Annotated in this window: 16 protein-coding genes; 10 read left to right on the plus strand and 6 right to left on the minus strand. The window is 67.2% G+C overall.

All coding sequences use genetic code 11. The features are described from left to right. Positions 1–93: 93 nt before the first annotated feature. The gene (gene treZ, locus CJ014_RS24175; RefSeq protein WP_100083072.1) at positions 94–1,857 is read left to right on the plus strand and encodes a malto-oligosyltrehalose trehalohydrolase; all 1,764 of its coding nucleotides are present in this window, start codon (positions 94–96) and stop codon (positions 1,855–1,857) included. 17 nt (positions 1,858–1,874) lie between these two features. Here treZ and CJ014_RS24180 read toward each other — a convergent pair whose 3' ends face one another. Together CJ014_RS24180 and CJ014_RS24185 are read right to left on the minus strand one after the other, a co-directional pair. After that, on the minus strand, positions 1,875–3,044 hold the full coding sequence (locus CJ014_RS24180) for an iron-containing alcohol dehydrogenase (RefSeq protein ID WP_100083073.1): 1,170 nt from the start codon (positions 3,042–3,044) through the stop codon (positions 1,875–1,877). 211 nt (positions 3,045–3,255) lie between these two features. Continuing rightward, on the minus strand, positions 3,256–5,838 hold the full coding sequence (locus CJ014_RS24185) for an EAL domain-containing protein (RefSeq protein ID WP_100083074.1): 2,583 nt from the start codon (positions 5,836–5,838) through the stop codon (positions 3,256–3,258). Between the two features lie 646 nt (positions 5,839–6,484). Here CJ014_RS24185 and CJ014_RS24190 point away from each other — a divergent pair. From CJ014_RS24190 to CJ014_RS24205, 4 genes are all read left to right on the plus strand, one after another. Beyond that, positions 6,485–7,804, plus strand: coding sequence for an O-acetylhomoserine aminocarboxypropyltransferase/cysteine synthase family protein (locus CJ014_RS24190; RefSeq protein WP_100083075.1), 1,320 nt, complete (start codon positions 6,485–6,487; stop codon positions 7,802–7,804). 155 nt (positions 7,805–7,959) lie between these two features. Then, a complete protein-coding gene (msrP, locus tag CJ014_RS24195; RefSeq protein ID WP_100083076.1) occupies positions 7,960–8,919 on the plus strand; it encodes a protein-methionine-sulfoxide reductase catalytic subunit MsrP in 960 nt (319 codons plus the stop codon). Further along, on the plus strand, positions 8,919–9,527 hold the full coding sequence (msrQ, locus tag CJ014_RS24200; RefSeq protein WP_100083077.1) for a protein-methionine-sulfoxide reductase heme-binding subunit MsrQ: 609 nt from the start codon (positions 8,919–8,921) through the stop codon (positions 9,525–9,527). The genes msrP and msrQ overlap by 1 nt, the downstream gene beginning before the upstream one ends. Before the next feature lie 126 nt (positions 9,528–9,653). Next, the gene (locus tag CJ014_RS24205; RefSeq protein ID WP_100083078.1) at positions 9,654–10,088 is read left to right on the plus strand and encodes a pseudoazurin; all 435 of its coding nucleotides are present in this window, start codon (positions 9,654–9,656) and stop codon (positions 10,086–10,088) included. A 94-nt stretch (positions 10,089–10,182) separates the two neighbouring features. Here the strand turns inward: CJ014_RS24205 and rpiB are convergent, their stop codons facing one another. The 4 genes from rpiB to hutC form a co-directional block, all read right to left on the minus strand. After that, positions 10,183–10,647, minus strand: coding sequence for a ribose 5-phosphate isomerase B (gene rpiB / locus CJ014_RS24210; protein WP_100083079.1), 465 nt, complete (start codon positions 10,645–10,647; stop codon positions 10,183–10,185). A gap of 162 nt (positions 10,648–10,809) precedes the next feature. After that, on the minus strand, positions 10,810–11,388 hold the full coding sequence (locus tag CJ014_RS24215; RefSeq protein WP_100083080.1) for a HutD/Ves family protein: 579 nt from the start codon (positions 11,386–11,388) through the stop codon (positions 10,810–10,812). Further along, complete coding sequence (gene hutU / locus CJ014_RS24220) at positions 11,385–13,058, minus strand: urocanate hydratase (RefSeq protein WP_100083081.1); 1,674 nt, start codon at positions 13,056–13,058, stop codon at positions 11,385–11,387. The genes CJ014_RS24215 and hutU overlap by 4 nt, the downstream gene beginning before the upstream one ends. 121 nt (positions 13,059–13,179) lie before the next feature. Next, positions 13,180–13,917, minus strand: a complete 738-nt coding sequence (gene hutC / locus CJ014_RS24225; protein WP_100083082.1) for a histidine utilization transcriptional repressor HutC — start codon at positions 13,915–13,917, stop codon at positions 13,180–13,182. Between the two features lie 108 nt (positions 13,918–14,025). Here hutC and hutF point away from each other — a divergent pair, with 108 nt between their 5' ends. The 5 genes from hutF (at position 14,026) to CJ014_RS24250 (ending at position 18,650) form a co-directional block, all read left to right on the plus strand. Next, entirely contained in the window at positions 14,026–15,402 is a 1,377-nt protein-coding gene (hutF, locus tag CJ014_RS24230) for a formimidoylglutamate deiminase (RefSeq protein WP_100083083.1), read from the plus strand. Between the two features lie 83 nt (positions 15,403–15,485). After that, positions 15,486–16,322, plus strand: a complete 837-nt coding sequence (locus CJ014_RS24235) for a transporter substrate-binding domain-containing protein (protein WP_100083084.1) — start codon at positions 15,486–15,488, stop codon at positions 16,320–16,322. 81 nt (positions 16,323–16,403) lie between these two features. Further along, positions 16,404–17,126 carry an ABC transporter permease gene (locus CJ014_RS24240; RefSeq protein WP_100083085.1) on the plus strand — a complete coding sequence of 241 codons (723 nt, stop codon included), beginning with the start codon at positions 16,404–16,406 and terminating at the stop codon, positions 17,124–17,126. 14 nt (positions 17,127–17,140) lie between these two features. Then, complete coding sequence (locus tag CJ014_RS24245; RefSeq protein WP_100083086.1) at positions 17,141–17,878, plus strand: ABC transporter permease; 738 nt, start codon at positions 17,141–17,143, stop codon at positions 17,876–17,878. Beyond that, positions 17,871–18,650 carry an ABC transporter ATP-binding protein gene (locus tag CJ014_RS24250; protein WP_100083087.1) on the plus strand — a complete coding sequence of 260 codons (780 nt, stop codon included), beginning with the start codon at positions 17,871–17,873 and terminating at the stop codon, positions 18,648–18,650. The genes CJ014_RS24245 and CJ014_RS24250 overlap by 8 nt, the downstream gene beginning before the upstream one ends. The last annotated feature ends 3 nt before the right edge of the window (positions 18,651–18,653 follow it).

Genomic DNA, 18,653 nt, shown 5'->3' on the forward strand with positions numbered 1-18,653 from the left:
ACGACGATCTAACCGTTGCCTGGACGGTTCTCTCCGGCCACAATGGCCGCTGCCGACCGGTTGCCTCGACGGCCGCCCAAGGGAGACGCCAGGATGGACACGCCGACGCCGGCCGCCCCGGCTGTGAACAGGGAGCACGCGCCGGCGGAATTCGGCCCTGTCTGGCGGAATGGTCTCGTCAGCTTCCGCCTGTGGGCGCCCGACCAGGCGACTGTCATTCTGGCGATCGACGGACGCGAGTCGCTGCCGATGGCGCGCGAGGCCGGCGGCTGGTTCACGGCGGCCACCGCGGTGCCGGCCGGCGTCCGCTACCGCTTCCTGCTGCCGGACGGCAGCGCCGTGCCCGATCCGGCCAGCCGCTTCCAGCCGGAGGACGTGCACGGGCCGAGCGAGCTCGTGGCGCCCGGCGCCTTTCGCTGGACCGATGCCGGCTGGCGCGGCCTGCCGTGGCACGAAGCGGTGATCTACGAGCTGCACATCGGCACGTTCACGCCGGAAGGCACCTTCGCCGCCGCCGCCGCGCGGCTTCCCTACCTGAAGTCGCTCGGCGTCACGGTGATCGAGGTGATGCCGGTCGGCGACTTTCCCGGCCGCTGGAGCTGGGGCTACGACGGGGTTCTGCTGTTTGCCCCGGACAGCCGCTACGGCCGGCCCGACGATCTCAAGGCTTTCGTCGACCGGGCGCACGCGCTCGGCATGGCGGTGCTGCTCGACGTCGTCTACAACCATTTCGGTCCGGAGGGGAACTATCTGCCGCTATTGGCGCCGGCCCACACCGATCTTCACGTGACGCCGTGGGGCGACGCCGTCGACTACGGTCGCCGCGAGGCGACGTCGATGCGCGACCTGGTGATCGCCAATGTCCGCATGTGGATCGGCGAATTCCACCTCGACGGCCTGCGCATCGATGCCGCCCACGAGATCCGCGACAGGGAGCCGGATCACATCCTCGCCGCCATGGCCGAGGCGGCGCGCGGCGCCGGCGGTAGCCGGAAGATCCATCTCGTTCTCGAAAGCGCCCGGCTGGAAGCCGGCCGGGTGTCGGCGGCCGGCGGGTTCGACGGTCAGTGGAACGACGATCTCCACCACGCCCTCCATGCCGCCATCACCGGCGAGGCCGACAAGGACTATGTCGATTACGCGGGACGGCCGGATGTTCTGGCGCAGGCGCTGGCCGAGGGCTTCCGGGGCGGCGGCGACGCGGATCGGGCGACCGTCACCCTGCCGCCGACGGCCTTCGTGTCGTTCCTGCAGAACCACGATCAGGTCGGAAACCGGGCGCGCGGCGAGCGCATCGGCATGCTGGCGACGCCGGCTGCCTGCCGGACGGCGGCCGCCGCCTATTTGCTGGCGCCGCAGATACCGATGCTGTTCCAGGGCGAGGAATGGGCGGCTCGATCGCCCTTTCCCTTTTTCTCCGATCTGGCGCCGACCTTCGCGACGGCGGTGCGCGACGGGCGGATCGCCACCTTTGCGACCGATCCGGACGACCTGCTCGATCCGTTCGATCCCGCTACCTTCGCCGCCGCCCGGCTCGACTGGAGCGAACATCGCCAGTCGCGCCATGCCCGCATGCTCGACTGGTATCGCGCCATCCTGCGCGTCCGCCGGCGGGAGGTGGCGCCGCTGTGCGCCGGCATCCGGACGGGCGGCGACTGGCGCGTCGACGACGGCGTGATCCGCATCACCTGGGCGGGAGCCAAGAAGGACCTGATGCTGACGCTCAACCTGTCGCCGCGCCCGGCGCCGCTGCCGGCGCCTTTGAAGGGCAGGGCGATCTGGCGGGAGGGGCGGATTGCCGACGGGCGCTGCCCGCCGTGGTTCGTCGCCTGGTCGGTGCGGCGGCGGGAGCGCTGACTCCCGCCGCCGGAACGTCAGCGAGCGAGACGCAGGATGTCGGCGATGGCGCGGCTGTCCAGCCTGACGAACTGGCCGAGCGTGCGGCTGTCGTCGTTGGTGCCCTTCTGCGCCATCTCGTCGATGCGGTCGTCGTGGATGCCGAGCGAGGCGAGTGTCGTGCCGAGGCCGATCCTGTGGAAGAAGGCTTCGAGGCGGGCGATGCCCTCGCGGGCCGTCGCCTCCTTGTCGAACACGTCGAGATCGACGTTCCAGACGCGCACCGCCCACTGCACGAAGCGGTCGATGTCGTGGTGGAGGACGTATTTCATCCAGGCCGGGAAGACGACGGCGAGGCCGGCGCCGTGGGCGACGTCGTAGATGCCCGACACCTCGTGCTCGATATCGTGCGAGGCCCAGTCGCCGATGCGGCCGGTGTTGAGGAGGTTGTTGTGGGCGATGGTGCCGGCCCACATCAATTCCGACCAGGCATCGTAGTCGTCCGGGTTGGTCAGCACCTTGGGCGCCTGAGCGGCGACGGTCTTCATGGTCGCCTCGATCAGCCGGTCGGTGAAGGCGACGTTCGTCACGTTGGTGAAATAGCGCTCCATCAGGTGCGCCATGATGTCGGCGGCGCCGCAGGCCACCTGGAAGGGCGGCAGGGTGACGCAGAGGGCGGGGTTGAGGATCGAGAAGCGCGGGTAGAGGAACGGACCGCCGACGGCGCGTTTCAGCCAGCCGTCCTCGTTGGTGATCACCGAACCGTCGCTCGATTCCGAGCCGGCGGCCGGAATGGTCAGCACGGTGCCGATCGGCAGCGCGTCGGCGGGGGCGCCGCGGCCAACGTAGAAATCCCAGACGTCGCCGTCGATGACGGCGCCCATGGCGATCGCCTTCGCCGAGTCGATGGCGCTGCCGCCGCCCACCGCCAGGATGAAGCCGAGCCCGTGCTGCTTGCAGAGGCGGACGCCCTCCTGGACGAGGGAGAGGCGCGGGTTGGGCTTGACGCCGCCGAGTTCGACCCACTCGACGCCGGCCGCCTTCAGCGAGGCGCAGACGCGATCGTAGAGGCCGGAGGCCTTGATGGAGCCGCCACCGTAGTGGAGCAGGATTTTCTTGCTGTAGCGCGCGGTTTCGGCACCGGCCGACGCTTCGGTATCCCGGCCGAAGATGATCTTCGTCGGGTTGAGGAAGGTGAAGTTTTCCATGGCGTTTCTCCCCGGATCCGGTTTCTGGAGCATCGGACCGAAAAGTGGAATTCGGTTTTCGGAAAATCCGATGCGGTAACAAAGAGCTGGATCGCCGTGCGTCATAGCGGACGCACGGCGATCCAGCGGGCGACCGGAATCGGGCGGAGCCTATGTCGGCCGGCGGCGGCGCACAACCTTCATTCATCCGGCCCGGGGCGGCAGCCGGCCGTCAGCGCGTGCGCGCCGGGTCCAGCCTGTCGACGATCTGGCCGTAGACCCGGATCGGCGCCGGCCGGCCGACGATATAGCCCTGAATTTCCGGACAGTGCTCCTGCGCCAGGAAGCTCCGCTGCTCCTCGGTCTCGACGCCCTCGGCGATGACGGGGATGCCCAGCCCCCGGCAGAGGCCGATGACGGCGCGGATGATGGTCATCGCCTGTTCGGTGCGGCCGATCGACTGGATGAAGCTCTTGTCGATCTTGATCTTGTCGAAGGGGAAGGCCTGCAAATAGGACAGCGAGGAATAGCCGGTGCCGAAATCGTCCATGGCAATGCGGACGCCCATCGCCTTGATCCGCCTCAGCATGCTGACGATATGCGCGAAGTCGCCGAGCAGGACGCTCTCGGTGATCTCCAGTTCGAGGCGCGATGGCCGAAGGCCGGTGTCGACGAGCGTCTGCCGGATGAGCCGCGGCAACTCGCTATGCTGGAACTGGATCGGCGACAGGTTGACGGCGACGGTGAGCGGCTGCGTCCAGCTCGCGGCGGTGCGGCAGGCCTCGGTCAATATCCAGGCCGACATGTCGAGGATGAGGTTGGATTCCTCGGCCAGCGGAATGAAGTCGTCCGGCGAGATGGGGCCGCGTGTCGGATGCGTCCAGCGCATCAGGGCCTCGAAGCCGAATATACGGCCGTTTATCTCCGCCTGCGGCTGGAAGTGCAGGGAGAGTTCCCCGTTGCGCAATGCGTGGCCGAGGTCGGCCTGCAATGCCCAGCGGTCATGGATGAGCTGATCGGTTTTCGATTCGTAGACCCGTACATGACCGCGCGCCTCGGACTTGACGTGGTAGAGCGCGGCGCCCGCGTTGGCGAGCAGCAGGGAACCGCTGTCGCCGTCGGCCGGATAGGTGGCGATGCCGATGCTGATCCCGACCCGGATGGCTTTGCCATCGACCACGATGTCGTCGGAAAAAGCGTCCTGGGCCAGCGCCGCCAGCCGCCTCGAGGCGTCCGGCTGGTCGGGATCGTTGGAAATGACGACAAACTCGTCGCCGCCCGGCCGGAACACCAGTCCGTCGCCGGCGATATCGACAAGGCGTCTGGCCGCTTCCTTCAGCACCCGGTCGGCGACCGCGTGACCGTAGAGGTCGTTGAGCGTCTTGAACCGGTCGATGTCGATGCTGAGAAGGCCGAAGCGCGCCTGCGTCGCCGTGGCGGCAAAGATGCCGTCGGCAAGGCGGACCATCATCGCCTCCCGATTGGGCAGGCCGGTCAGCGCGTCGTGCTGCGAAAGATAGGCGATCCGCTCCTCGGCCCGCCGCTTTTCGGTGACGTCCATCGTGACGCCGACGATGAAGCGGGGCGAGCCGTCGGCCTTGCGGACCACCATGCGGGTCACCGTGACGAGCCGGGCGCCATTGGGGGTCGAGATCGTCTCGGAGGTGGTCAACTGCGGCGCGCCCTCCGAGAGAAGCTCGTCCTCGCTCGCCTCGGCGGCCGCGGCGACGCGTTCGCCGAAGATCTGCCGGGCGTTCCTGCCGACAAAGGCGTCGCGCGGATGGCCGAAGAGCAATTCGCCCGCCTGGTTCAGCAGGATGTATTTGCGGCTGACCGGATCCTTGGCGAATACCGCCGCCGGCACATTCTCGACGATGGTGTCGAGGAATTCGCGCGTCGCCTCCAGCTCGTCGGCGGCGCGCTTGCGCTCGGTGACGTCGATGGCCGTCACCAGAACCGCCTGCCTGCCGTTGTGGATCTGCTGCCGGATGAAGACCTCGACGTCGATCTCGGCGCCGTCGGCCTTCAGGTGCCGAAAGAGGCGATCGCCGCTCTGGGTATCGATCCAGTTTCGAATGGCCTTCAGTGCCTCCTTGCGACACCGCTCCGGGCGGATCTCCAGGACGCTCATGGTCATGAACTGATGGACGGTGTAGCCGTAATGCGCGACGGCGGCGCGGTTGACCGCCAGGAACCTCAGGGTTTCGAAGTCGAACAGGTACATGGGAACCGGGCTGTCCTCGAACAGCAGCCGCGAGGCGGCCTCCCGCCGCTTGAACTCGCTGATGTCGACGCGGATGCCGACCCAACCGCCGTCCGCCAGGCGGCTCTCTTCCACCCGGATCCAGCGTCCGTCGGCCCGGCGCTGCTCTTCGCTGTTGCTCGGCAGGGCGTGCCGCTCGATGCGGGCCTTGAGCCATGCCTCCTCCCGGCCGAGGGCATCGACATAAGCGCCGCGATCGAGCCCGCGACGCAGTATCGTCTCGAAGTCACGGCCCTCGGCAAGGAAACCGTCGAGCTCGGGATAGAGCTCGACATAACGGCGGTTCCACAGGACGATCCTGTTGTCGGCGTCAAAAACGGCAATGCCTTCCGACGCGGCGTCGAGCGCGGCGCTCATGCGGGCGCCGTTGCCGGTAAGGCCGGCGCGCAAGGGACCGGTCGCGGCGGCAGCCTCATCGAGCGCCGTTTCCAGGTTTTCGTAGGTCGATCCGACGGCTTTCAGCAGGGCCGTGACGTCGATCCCGCCATCGGGGCGCGTCGCCGCGGCAAGCTGGCGGGCCAACAGGTCCCGCGTTCGGTCGGCTCCACCCAATGAGATGTTTCCGGCATCCGAGCCTCGGCGGGCGTCAATCTCCCGATCAAATGTCAAGATCGAATGCTCCGTCAGGGACAACGGGCTATCCGCCGATTTTGTCCGAAGCGTAGTAAAGCTATTTCGATTTCCGGAATACAATCAGTCCATCATTCATTGTGGAAATGCAAGCTCTCAAGTCGGATGACTTGTGTAGACTCGCAAAATATGTTGCGGTCTGCATATATTAACGCTTGAAAAACTTTCGACATTTGGTCTCTACGGAATTCTTTTCAAGGAAAACGACCGTGGCCTGGAGCATTCGCCCGGAAAGAGGGCTTGCGTGGAACGGACGGTGATCGCGCCGGCCAATGCGGGCACGGACATTTGCCCGGGAGATGGGGAGGACGCCGAAGCGTTCCCATTCCGGCTCTCCTGGAATGTCGCCGGCCACTCCCGGAGGCTCTTTGAAAAGACACTCCGGCAATCGGCCCGGCCGGAGATGGAAATTGCCCTTCTGGCCGGCGCAAAGAAATTCCAGAACTGTCATCACCACCCGGCGCGTGCTGGAATGGGTTTCGGCAGCAGGGCAGGGGACGAAAAATCGTTCTCGGCGCTGTCCTGGGCGCCATGGCGAGCGCCGGATGATCAAGCTGGGAGTCCTTTTATGAGCAAGTCGCTGCATCCCGAGACCCTTGCGCTTCACGGCGGCAGTTTCCGCGCCGATCCGAGCACCGGCTCCGTCGCGGTGCCGATCCATCAGACCACCTCCTATCAGTTCCAGGATGCCGGCCATGCCGCCCGCCTGTTCGGCCTCGAGGAGCTCGGTTTCATCTACACGCGCATCGGCAATCCGACGCAGGATGCGCTTGAGACGCGCATCGCCGAGATCGAGGGCGGCGCCGCGGCCGTCGCCGTGTCGTCCGGCCAGGCGGCTTCGACCTTTGCCATCCTGAACGTCGCTTCGGCCGGCGACAACGTCGTCTCGTCGACCGACCTCTATGGCGGTACCTGGGCGCTGTTCGCCGATACGCTGAGCCAGTTCGGCGTCGAGGTCCGCTTCGTCGATCCGGCCGACCCTGAGAATTTCCGCAAGGCCACCGACGAGCGCACCCGCGCCTACTATGCCGAGCTGCTGCCCAATCCGAAGCTCAACGTCTTCCCGGTGAAGGAAGTCGCCGACATCGGCCGGCCGCTCGGCATTCCGCTGATCATCGACAACACGGCGGCGCCGATCCTGTCCAAGCCGTTCAAGCACGGCGCGGCGGTGGTGGTCTATTCGGCCACCAAGTATATCGGCGGCCACGGCACGACGATCGGCGGCCTGATCGTCGACGGCGGCAATTTCGACTGGGAGAGTTTCCCGGAGCGCCAGCCGCTGTTCAACACGCCCGACCCGGCCTATCATGGCGCCGTCTGGTCGCAGGCGGCCAAGCCGCTCGGCCCGATCGCCTATGCGTTGCGCGCCCGCGTCAAGCTGTTGCGCGACGTCGGCGCGGCGCTGTCGCCGTTCAACGCCTTCCAGCTCATCCAGGGCATCGAAACGCTGCCGCTCAGGATCCGCCAGCATGTGGCGAATGCCGAGAAGGTGGCCGATTACCTGACCAAGCACAAGGACGTGACGCGCGTCATCTATCCGAAGCTGCAGGAGGGCGAGTTCCGCCGCCGCGCCGACACCTACCTCGAAGGCGGCTACGGCGCGCTGCTCGGCTTCGAGCTGAAGGGCGGCGTCGAGGCCGGCAAGAAGTTCATCGACGCGCTGAAGCTGTTCTATCACGTCGCCAATATCGGCGATGCGCGGTCGCTGGCCATCCATCCGGCCTCGACGACGCATTCGCAGCTGACGCCCGAGGAGCAGCTCAAGACCGGCGTCACGCCCGGCTACGTGCGCCTTTCCATCGGCATCGAGCACCCCGACGACATCATCGCCGATCTCGACCAGGCGCTTGCCGCCGCGTCGGCGCCGGTTGCCGTCGCCGCCGAGTGATGCTGATCGCGTAAGCGATGGGGCCGGCGCCGTTCGCTGAATGGCGCCGGCCGCTTTTTGCACTACACGAAATAGTGGCTTTTCATTCCGATCGGCTCATTCGAGAATGCCTCCAAAGTGCGGCGCGGAAATGCGCTGCCGGGAGGACCGCCGATATGCCCGCCTATCGCCCGCCCGTCATTGCCGCGTCCGAGATCACGCCGCGCTCGGTCTACCTGCGGCGGCGCGAGTTCATGGGGCTGATGGCCGGGGCAGGGCTGGCGCTCGGCGCCGGCCGTGCGCGCGCCGCGGCGCCGGCGACCATGCCGCTCAAGACGGTGCCGAGCCGCTACAAGGTGGACGAGCCGCTGACATCGCGCGAGGACGTCACCACCTACAACAACTTCTACGAGTTCGGCGCCGACAAGGCCGATCCGTCGCAGAATTCCGGGAAATTCAAGCCGCGGCCCTGGACGATCACCGTCGACGGGCTGGTCGGCAAGCCGCAGACCTTCGACGTCGACAAGCTGATCGCCGACATCCCGATCGAGGAGCGCATCTATCGCATGCGCTGCGTCGAGGCCTGGTCGATGGTGATCCCGTGGAACGGCTTCCCGCTGAAGGCGCTGCTCGACAAGGTGGAGCCGCTCGGCTCGGCGAAATACGTCGCCTTCGAAACGGTGGTGCGGCCCGAGGAAATGCCGGGCCAGTCGGGCTATTTCCAGCCGATGCCGTGGCCCTATGTGGAGGGGCTGCGCCTCGACGAGGCGATGCACCCGCTGACCATCCTGGCCGTCGGCCTTTATGGCGAGACGCTGCCCAACCAGAACGGCGCGCCGATCCGCCTCGTCGTGCCCTGGAAATACGGCTTCAAGGGCATCAAGTCGATCGTCCGCGTCTCGCTCGTCGAGACCCAGCCTCCCAATTCGTGGAACTCGCTGCAGGGCAGCGAATACGGCTTCTACGCCAACGTCAACCCGGAGGTCGATCATCCGCGCTGGAGCCAGGCGACCGAGCGGCGCATCGGCGAGAGCGGCTTCTTCGGCTCCGGCCGCCGGCCGACGCTGATGTTCAACGGCTATGCCGACGAGGTGGCGAGCCTCTACGCCGGCATGGATCTCAGGGCCAACTACTGATGGCCGCCGCCCGGTCGGCTCTCGTCGACGGCCTGACCGGCTGGGGCATCTATGTCGTCGGCTTTGTTCCGGCGGTCGCGAGCTTCTGGCTCGGCGCGACCGGCGGCCTCGGCGCCGATCCGGTGCGCGCCTTCGAGCAGACGCTCGGCCTGTGGGCGCTGCGCTTCCTGATCTTGACGCTGGCCATCACGCCGCTCCGCCAGTTGGCCGGCATCAATCTCTTGCGCTTCCGCCGGGCGCTCGGCCTCCTCGCCTTCTGGTACGCGGCGATGCATTTCACCGTCTACCTGACGCTGGATCGCGGTCTCCTCTGGGACACCATCCTTCCCGACATCGCACGGCGGCCGTTCATCACGCTGGGCTTCTCGGCCTTCGTGCTGCTCATACCGCTGGCGGTCACCTCCAACCGGCTGTCGATCCGCCGCCTGGGGAAGAACTGGCGGCGGCTGCACTGGTTGATCTACGTCGCCGTCGCGCTGGCCGCCGTTCACTACCTCCTGGCGACCAAGGTGGTCGATCCGGGGCAGGCGGCGCATGTCGGCCTGATCGTCCTGCTCCTCGGCTACAGGCTGATGCGGCCGCTCTTGCCGCGTCGCCGCCCGGCCTGATCCGCCGCGCCGATCGCCAAAGGATTTTTCCCGACGATTTGACCCAGATCAAAGGCACGATCCGGTTGCTGATTAGATTGATTCTAACCGGATACATTCGCCGGTGATGGGAGAGATCGGAAGAAAATGAAATTCGTGCTGCCTGCCGCCATCGCCGCCGCCCTGGCGTTCACCCTCACGGCCGCCAATGCCGCCGACGTCGAAGTCAAGATGCTGAACAAGGGCGCCAAGGGCGTCATGGTGTTCGAGCCCGACCTCATCAAGATCCAGCCGGGCGACAGCGTCACTTTCGTTTCGACGGATCCCGGTCACGACGCCATGAGCATTCCCAGCATGCTGCCCGAAGATGCCCAACCCTTCGAAGGCAAGCTCGGCAAGGACGTTACGGTGACCTTCACCCAGCCGGGCGTCTACGGCGTCAAGTGCAAGCCGCACTATGTCATGGGCATGGTGGCCGTCGTCGTGGTCGGCGATGCCGCCCCCAACCTCGAAGCGGCCAAGACGGCGAAAAATCCCGGCAAGGCCGGCAAGGTGTTCGCCGAACTGCTGGGCGGCCTCTGAATTTGGAAACAAGAAGGGCGTCCGGATGGGAGATCCGGACGCCCTTATCTCCTCCCGGCCGGCCGCCTATCGGGAGAACGGCGGCCACGCCCTTTCAGCAGACCGAATGGCCTGCCTCAAGCTCGGAAATCATGCCGACGCGGCGCGCATGCCGGCCGCCCTCGAACTCGGCGTCGAGGAATTCGTCGACGATCATCAGCGCCAGATCCTGGCCGACCACGCGGGCGCCGAAGGCCAGCATGTTGGCGTTGTTGTGCTGGCGCGACAGCTTGGCGGTATAGGGCTCCGAACAGACGACGCAGCGGATGCCCTTCAGCTTGTTGGCGGCGAGCGAGATGCCGAAGCCGGTGCCGCAGATGGCGATGCCGAGCTGCGCCCCGCCGGCCAATACCACCCGCGCCGCCTTCTCGCCCCACTTGGGATAGTCGGTGCTCTCGGGGGATGTCGGGCCGACATCCTCGACCGCGTAGCCGCGCGCCTCGAGGTGAGCCACGACAGCCTTCCTGAGGTCGATGCCGGTGTGGTCGGAGGTGATGACGATCTTGGTCTTGTCGCTCATGGCTTGGCGCCCATGCTGTTGTCGAACTGTCCGGCGCCGCGAAACGCCGGAGAAAGCCAGTTTCCCCTAACACTTATGTATGACAAATTCCAGCATCCAGGCCGCGAGCGGCGTCTTCGTGCCAATACGCATGACGGGAAAACGCTCGATCGGGCGCCCGCGTCACAGGAGCGCTTCACCGTCGCTTGCTAGGATGCGGACGGCGAGGGCGGTCCCCGCCTCGTCGACCTCAAGCCGCACTTCGCTCTCCTGCCGGCACTCGATCAGTTCGCCCGTCCCGGCGCGGACCGTCGCGCCGCCGGTGGTGGCCACGACGCCGCCGCGCGCCGCGAAGACATAGGCGAGCGGGGCGGCCATGACGCCATTCCGGGCCGTCTCGACCTCGGCCGCGATCCTGCCGCGCGCCGTCATGACGTTGAAGTCGCGCGACGCACCGTGGACGGCGACGGCGGCCGTCGGCCAGTCGCCGGAAAAGGCCAGCGGCTCGAACGGCCGGAGCGGCACCGGCGGCCGCGCCCCGCCGAAATCGAGGTCGAATCCGGCGCCGTCGATCAGCGTGATCACCCGGTCGATGCCGGGCAGCGGCGAGAAGGGGCCGGGCTCGACGACGTCGGCGACCGACAGGCGCCAGAGCAGGGCGCCGGCCGCGTCGTCGCGCCGGACGAGCTCCAGCGTCGTGCCGCGACCGTTCTGCCAGGGCAGGCGGCGGAAATCGGCGGCCGTGAGAAGCCGCAGGCTCATTTCCCCAGCATCGGCAGGTCGAGTTCCTTGTCGCGGGCGCACTCGACGGCGATGTCGTAGCCGGCGTCGGCGTGGCGCATGACGCCGGTCGCCGGATCGTTGTGCAGGACGCGGGCGATGCGGCGGTCGGCGTCCTCGCTGCCGTCGCAGACGATCACCATGCCGGCGTGCTGCGAGAAGCCCATGCCGACGCCGCCGCCGTGGTGGATCGACACCCAGGTGGCGCCGGAGGCGGTGTTGAGCAGGGCGTTGAGCAGCGGCCAGTCGGAGACGGCGTCCGAGCCGTCGCGCATCGCCTCCGTCTCGCGGTTGGGCGAGGCGACCGAGCCCGAGTCGAGGTGGTCGCGGCCGATGACGATCGGCGCCTTGACGATGCCCTGCCGGACCAGCTCGTTGAAGGCGAGGCCGAGCCGGGCGCGGGCGCCGAGACCGACCCAGCAGATGCGGGCCGGCAGGCCCTGGAAGGCGATGCGCTCGGCGGCCATGTCCAGCCAGTTGTGGAGATGGGGATTGTCGGGCAGCAGCTCCTTCACCTTGGCGTCGGTCGCCGCGATATCGGCCGGATCGCCCGACAGCGCCGCCCAGCGGAACGGGCCGATGCCGCGGCAGAACAGCGGCCGGATATAGGCCGGGACGAAGCCGGGGAAGGCGAAGGCATTCTGCTCGCCGGCGTCGAAGGCGCGCTGGCGGATGTTGTTGCCGTAGTCGAACACCGGCACGCCCAGCGTCTGGAAGTCGAGCATGGCGCGGACGTGCTGCCGCATCGACGCGGTGGCGGCGGCGATCACCACCTCGGGCTCCACCTTGGCGCGGGCGCGATACTCCTCCCAGGTCCAGCCGGACGGCAGATAGCCGTTGAGCGGATCGTGGGCGGAGGTCTGGTCGGTGACGAGATCGGGCCGCACGCCGCGCCGCACCAGCTCCGGCAACACGTCGGCGGCATTGCCGAGCAGGGCGATGGAGACGGCCTCGCCCCTGCCGGTGTGGTCGGCGATGAGCCGCAGCGCGTCGTCGAGATCCCGGGCCTGCGTATCGACGTAGCGGGTGCGCAGGCGGAAATCGATGCGCGACTGCTGGCACTCGACGACCAGCGCGCAGGCGCCGGCCATGACGGCGGCGAGCGGCTGGGCGCCGCCCATGCCGCCGAGGCCTGATGTCAGCACCCAGCGCCCCTTGAGGTCGCCGTCATAGTGCTGGCGCCCGGCTTCCACGAAGGTCTCGTAGGTGCCCTGCACGATGCCCTGGGCGCCGATGTAGATCCACGAGCCGGCCGTCATCTGGCCGTACATCATCAACCCCTCGGCATCGAGCTTGTTGAAATGCTGCCAGTTCGCCCAGTTGGGCACCAGGTTGGAATTGGCGATCAGCACGCGCGGCGCGTCCTTGTGCGTCCGGAAGACGCCGACCGGCTTGCCCGACTGGACGAGCAGCGTCTCGTCCTCCTCGAGGCGTTCGAGCGTGCGGACGATCGTATCGAAGCACTCCCAGTCGCGGGCGGCGCGGCCGATACCGCCATAGACAACCAGTTCCTTGGGATTCTCGGCGACGTCCGGGTCGAGGTTGTTCATCAGCATGCGGAGCGGCGCCTCGGTCAGCCAGCTCTTGGCCCGAAGCGTCGTGCCCCGGGGGGCGCGGATTTCGACGTCACGATAGCGCGTGTTGCTCGGCATGATGATCCCCTATCTTGTCTATACAAGGTAGAAAGCACCGGACGGATAGCGAGTCAATGATAAAGGACGAGGATTCCTTCCATCGATACGTCCCCTCCGAACGGGAGATCCGGCGCTGCCGTCACGTCATGCTGGCGCCCTGCCGGCTCTCGATGCGGCTGCGTCCGCCGGGCATCAGCAGCCGGACCGCGGTGACGACCCGTTCGCCGGCAAAGGTGCGGCGGCGGATCAGGAGGCAGGGGTCGCTGCGGGCGATGGCCAGCAGCTTGGCTTCCCAGGGGGCCGGCAGGACCGCCTCGACGGTATGCTCGACCGTCGTCCACGGCGCCACGGCGCTGAGGTAGCTGTTGGGCGTGCGGGCGGAAAAATCCTGGGTGAGATAGTCCGGCGCCAGGGCCGGGTTGACGTGCCGGTCCTCGAGCTGGACCGGGATGTCGTTTTCGAGGTGGATCACCAGCGAGTGGAACACCGGCGCGCCGAGCTCGACGCCCAGCTCGTCGGCGAGTTCCGGCGTCGCCTTCACCTCGTCCTTCATCACCGTCTGCGCCGCGTGGGCGTGGCCGCGCTCGCGGATCTCGTCGGCGATGTTGCGCACCTTGAACACCGAGGTCTGGCTCTTGCCCTCGGCGACGAAGGTCCCAAGACCCTGGATGCGCAGCAGCACGCCGTCCGCCGCCAGCTCGCGCAGCGCCCTGTTGATGGTCATGCGGCTGAGGCCGAGCGAGGCGACCAACTCGTTCTCCGAGGGAATGCGATGGCGGGCCGGCCATTCGCCGCTGCCGATGCGGGCGAGAATCATCTGCTTGACCATCGCGTAATGCGGGGGAGTCCCGGCGTGACGCGCGCTGACGTCGCTCATTTACTAGGCACTCCCCAAAAATAGTCAGAGGCGGATGAATTCGGCTTGCGGCCTAAGAATTTTCCTCTACAGTGCTTGTATGTACAAGCGTGAGGTTTCGCGGACAAGATGGTAACAGATAACCATCAATTGCTTTTTGCCGAAAGGGCCTTGCTGGCCGACGGCTGGGCCGACGACGTCGTGCTCGCCATCGGCGCCGACGGCCGGATCGCCGCTTTGAAACAAGGGGCGTCGGCGGCCGGCGCCAGGCGCCTCGGCGGGCCGGTCGTTCCGGCGATCGCCGACCTGCATTCCCACGCCTTCCAGCGCGCCATGGCCGGTCTGACGGAGGTTGCCGGGCAGGGCGACGACAGCTTCTGGACCTGGCGGGAGGAAATGTACCGGCTGGTGTCGCTGCTGACGCCCGACGATGTGGCGGCGATAGCGGCCAAGCTGCAAATCGAGCTGATGAAGGGCGGCTTCGGGCGCGTCGCCGAATTCCATTATCTCCATCACGGCGCCGACGGCCGTCCCTATGGCGAGCCGGCCGAGATGTCGCTGGCCATCGTGCGGGCGGCCGAGCTGTCCGGCATCGGCCTGACGCTGCTGCCGGTGTTCTACGCCCATTCGGATTTCGGCGGCGTCGCGCCGACCGCCGGCCAGCGCCGGTTCATCCATGACGTCGACGGCTTCCTGACGCTGCTGCACGGCCTCGTCGCGCCCTGCCGGTCGGCGGGCGCCCGGCTCGGACTGGCGTTTCACTCGCTGCGGGCGGTGACCGGCGACGAGATCGCCGCCATCATGGAGGCGGTGCCCGAGCATGCGCCGATCCATATCCACGTAGCCGAGCAGGAGCGCGAGGTGGAAGCCTCGATCGCCCATTCCGGCCGCCGGCCGGTCGAGCGGCTCTATGACATCGCCGAGGTCGACGAGCGCTGGTGCCTCATCCACGCCACCCATGCCACCGAGGCCGAGGTGGCGATGATCGCCGGCTCGGGCGCCGTGGCCGGTCTCTGCCCGACGACCGAGGCCGATCTCGGGGACGGCATCTTCCCGGCGGCCGATTTTCTCGCCGCGGACGGGCGCTTCGGCATCGGGACCGACAGCCACGTCGCCACCTCCGTCGCCGACGAACTGCGCCTTCTCGAATATGGCCAGCGGCTGCGCGATCGCCGGCGGAACCGGCTGGCCGGCCGGCCGGGAGCGTCGGTCGGCCGCACGCTGTTCGACCGCGCGCTTGCCGGCGGCGCCCAGGCGGCGGGCGCGGGCGGATCGGGCCTTTCCGTCGGCGCGCCGGCCGATCTCGTGGTGCTGGACGGCCGTTCGCCGTATCTCGCCTCGGTGGAGGGGGACGCGATTCTCGATCGCTGGATATTCGGCGGCGTCGGGCCGGCGGTTCGCGACGTGATGGTCGGCGGCCGCTGGCTGATCGAGGATGGGCGCCACGCCAGGGACGAAGAGGTCGACCGGGCGTTTGCCGCTGCCCTTCAGCGCCTCAAGGCGTGATATGTCTTTGACCTGACCGCTTGCCGTTGCGGAAAGAAATCAACAAGAAGCCGGAGCGCTTCGAAAAACCAGAGGAGAACACCATGAACATCCGTAGTCTCGTTGCGGCGTCCGCCTTGTTTGCCGCGCTGGCCGCGCCGGCGTCGGCCAAGGAGTGGAAGGAAGTCACCATCGCGCTCGAAGGCGCCTATGCGCCGTGGAACCTCACCGACGCCAACGGCAAGATCGTCGGCTTCGAGCCGGACCTCACCGAATATCTCTGCGCCCACGCCAAGCTGAAGTGCACGCTGATCTCGCAGGACTGGGACGGCATGATCACCGCCCTCAACGCCGGCAAGTTCGACGTGATCATGGACGCGCTGTCGATCACCCCGGAGCGCAAGGAAGTGATCGACTTCACCGTTCCCTATGCCGCGACGCCGGCCGTCTTCGCCGCGCCCAAGGATGGCGATCTCGCCAACCTCGCCGGCACCGGCTCGGTGATCAAGCTCGCCACCACCAAGGACGGCGCCGACGCCATCGCCCCGCTCAAGACGGCGCTGACCGGCAAGACCATCGGCATCCAGGCGTCGACCGTCTACGCCGGCTTCATCTACGACAACTTCAAGGACGTCGCCGAGATCAAGGAATACAAGACCTCGGCCGAACGCGACCTCGACCTGTCGGCCGGCCGCATCGACGCCGGCTTCGACGACGCCACCTATTTCCTCGGCGCCTTCGAGAGCGCCGACAATGCCGATCTCGCCTTCACCGGCCCGGAAATCGCCGGCCAGATCTGGGGCGAGGGCGAAGGCCTCGGCATCCGCAAGTCCGATCCGGAGCTGAAGGCGCTGTTCGACGAGGCGATCAAGGCCGCCGTCGCCGACGGCACGGTGAAGACGCTGTCGGAGAAGTGGCTCAAGGTCGACGTCACCCCGTGATGCGCGACAGGAAGCTCCCGGATCTAGCGGTGTCCGACACGATCCGCTAAAGGGTCCGGGAGCGCCCGACGGAGAGCCTTGATGTCCTGGATTGACCTGATCGGCTTCGGCGAACAAGGCCGGGGCGGTATCCTCCTGTGGGCGATGGGCATAACGCTGGCCGTTACCGCCGCGTCGCTGTGCGTCGGCGCGGTGCTCGGCGCCATCATCGCGGCGGCCAAGCTGTCGGCGTCGCGGCCGGCCCGTTGGCTCGGGGATGCCTATACGACGGTGTTTCGCGGCGCGCCCGAGCTTCTGGTCATCTATCTCGTTTATTTCGGCGGCTCGCAGGCGGTGACCGCCATTGGAAAGTGGCTCAACTACGAGGGCTTTCTCGGGCTGCCGTCCTTCCTGGCCGGCGCCTTTGCCGTCGGGCTGATTTCCGGTGCCTATCAGGCGGAAGTCTACCGCGGCGCCTATCATGCCGTCTCCCGCGGCGAGATCGATGCCGCCCGTTCGATCGGCATGGGAACGATGCTGCGCTTCCGCCGCATCCTGGTGCCGCAGATCCTGCGGTTCTCCCTGCCGGGCCTCGGCAATGTCTGGCAGCTCAGCCTGAAGGACTCGACGCTGATATCGGTGACGGGGCTTGCCGAGCTGATGCGGACGTCGCAGATCGCCGCCGGCTCGACCAAGCAGTATTTCCTGTTCTTCATCGTCGGCGGCGCGCTCTACCTCGTGCTGACGACGCTGTCCGACCGCATCTTCAGTTTCGCCGAGCGGCGGGTGGCGCGAAGCTTCCGCCACAGCCTCGGCCGGCGCTAGGAAAGGAGGACGCCATGGATTTCGATGTCGCCTTCCTGGTCTCGACCTTTGTCAAGCTGGTCGACGCCGTGCCGATGACGCTGGCGCTGTTCGCCGCCTCGGTCAGCCTCGGCGCGCTGTTCGCGCTCGGCATCACCTATTGCCGGGTGTCCGGCGGCTTGCTGCTGTCGACCTTTGCCCGCGCCTACGTCTTCGTGTTCCGCGGCTCGCCGCTGCTCATCCAGATGTTCCTGATCTACTACGGCCTCGGCCAGTTTCCGGCCGTCCGCCACAGCCTGTTCTGGCCGGTGCTGCGCGACCCCTTCTCCTGCGCCGTGCTGGCGCTCGCCCTCTGCACCGCCGGCTATCAGGCGGAGATCATGCGTGGCGGCTTGCAGGCGGTTCCCGCCCGCGAGATCGAGGCGGGCCGGGCGGCCGGCATGTCCGGCCTCCTGCTGTTCCGGCGCATCATCGCGCCGATCGCCATCCGGCAGGCGCTGCCGGCCTATTCGACCGAGGTCATCCTGATGGTGAAATCGACGGCGCTCGCCAGCCTCGTCACCGTCTGGGAAGTGACCGGCACGGCGCAGCGGCTGATTTCGCAGACCTATCGCACCATGGAGGTATTCCTGGTGGCGACGCTGATCTATCTTCTGATCAATTTCATCATTGTCCGCCTGATGGCCTTTGCCGAATACCGGCTGTCGCCGCACCTCAGGGAGCGGCCGGATCCGGCAAGCGGCGGCGGACGCCAGGGAGAGGTTCATGGCTGACGCCCCGGTGCCGGCAATTTCGGTCCGCAACATCCACAAGTCCTTCGGCCAGCACGAGGTTCTGCGCGGCATCTCGCTCGATGCCCACGACGGCGACGTGATCTCCATCCTCGGCGCTTCCGGTTCCGGCAAGAGCACCTTCCTGCGCTGCATCAACCTTCTGGAGACGCCGGACGAGGGCGAGATCACGGTGGCCGGCGAGGCCATCGCCATGAAGCGGAACCGGGCGGGGTCGCTGGTGCCGGCCGACCGCAAGCAGGTCGACCGTATCCGTTCCGAGCTGGCCATGGTGTTCCAGAGCTTCAACCTCTGGTCCCACATGACGGTGCTGCAGAACCTGATCGAGGGGCCGGTGCACGTCCTGAAGCGTCCGAAGGCGGAGTGCGTCGCGGAGGCGGAAGCGCTGCTCGAAAAGGTCGGCCTCGCCGAGCGGCGCAATTACTATCCCGCCCATCTGTCCGGCGGCCAGCAGCAGCGCGCCGCCATCGCCCGGGCGCTGGCCATGCAGCCGAAGGCACTATTGTTCGACGAGCCGACCTCGGCGCTCGATCCGGAACTGGTGGGCGAGGTGCTGAAGGTGATGCGATCGCTGGCCGAGGAGGGGCGGACCATGCTGGTGGTCACCCACGAGATGGCGTTCGCCCGCAACGTCTCGGACCGGGTGATGTTCCTGCACGAGGGCGTCGTCGAGGCCGACGGCGCGCCGGAGGACATTTTCACCAATTCCGAGTCCGAGCGCTTCCGCCAGTTCATCGGCGGCTTCCAGGCCTGAGGA

Source organism: Pleomorphomonas carboxyditropha, assembly GCF_002770725.1.
Taxonomy (GTDB): Bacteria; Pseudomonadota; Alphaproteobacteria; order Rhizobiales; family Pleomorphomonadaceae; genus Pleomorphomonas; species Pleomorphomonas carboxyditropha.

Bases quoted from the DNA above. Each gene is read 5' to 3' on its own strand.
- treZ (WP_100083072.1), top strand. From the start codon at position 94: ATGGACACGCCGACGCCGGCCGCCCCGGCTGTGAACAGGGAGCACGCG.
- CJ014_RS24180 (WP_100083073.1), bottom strand. From the start codon at position 3,044: ATGGAAAACTTCACCTTCCTCAACCCGACGAAGATCATCTTCGGCCGG.
- CJ014_RS24190 (WP_100083075.1), top strand. From the start codon at position 6,485: ATGAGCAAGTCGCTGCATCCCGAGACCCTTGCGCTTCACGGCGGCAGT.
- msrP (WP_100083076.1), top strand. From the start codon at position 7,960: ATGCCCGCCTATCGCCCGCCCGTCATTGCCGCGTCCGAGATCACGCCG.
- msrQ (WP_100083077.1), top strand. From the start codon at position 8,919: ATGGCCGCCGCCCGGTCGGCTCTCGTCGACGGCCTGACCGGCTGGGGC.
- CJ014_RS24205 (WP_100083078.1), top strand. From the start codon at position 9,654: ATGAAATTCGTGCTGCCTGCCGCCATCGCCGCCGCCCTGGCGTTCACC.
- rpiB (WP_100083079.1), bottom strand. From the start codon at position 10,647: ATGAGCGACAAGACCAAGATCGTCATCACCTCCGACCACACCGGCATC.
- CJ014_RS24215 (WP_100083080.1), bottom strand. From the start codon at position 11,388: ATGAGCCTGCGGCTTCTCACGGCCGCCGATTTCCGCCGCCTGCCCTGG.
- hutU (WP_100083081.1), bottom strand. From the start codon at position 13,058: ATGCCGAGCAACACGCGCTATCGTGACGTCGAAATCCGCGCCCCCCGG.
- hutC (WP_100083082.1), bottom strand. From the start codon at position 13,917: ATGAGCGACGTCAGCGCGCGTCACGCCGGGACTCCCCCGCATTACGCG.
- hutF (WP_100083083.1), top strand. From the start codon at position 14,026: ATGGTAACAGATAACCATCAATTGCTTTTTGCCGAAAGGGCCTTGCTG.
- CJ014_RS24235 (WP_100083084.1), top strand. From the start codon at position 15,486: ATGAACATCCGTAGTCTCGTTGCGGCGTCCGCCTTGTTTGCCGCGCTG.
- CJ014_RS24240 (WP_100083085.1), top strand. From the start codon at position 16,404: ATGTCCTGGATTGACCTGATCGGCTTCGGCGAACAAGGCCGGGGCGGT.
- CJ014_RS24245 (WP_100083086.1), top strand. From the start codon at position 17,141: ATGGATTTCGATGTCGCCTTCCTGGTCTCGACCTTTGTCAAGCTGGTC.
- CJ014_RS24250 (WP_100083087.1), top strand. From the start codon at position 17,871: ATGGCTGACGCCCCGGTGCCGGCAATTTCGGTCCGCAACATCCACAAG.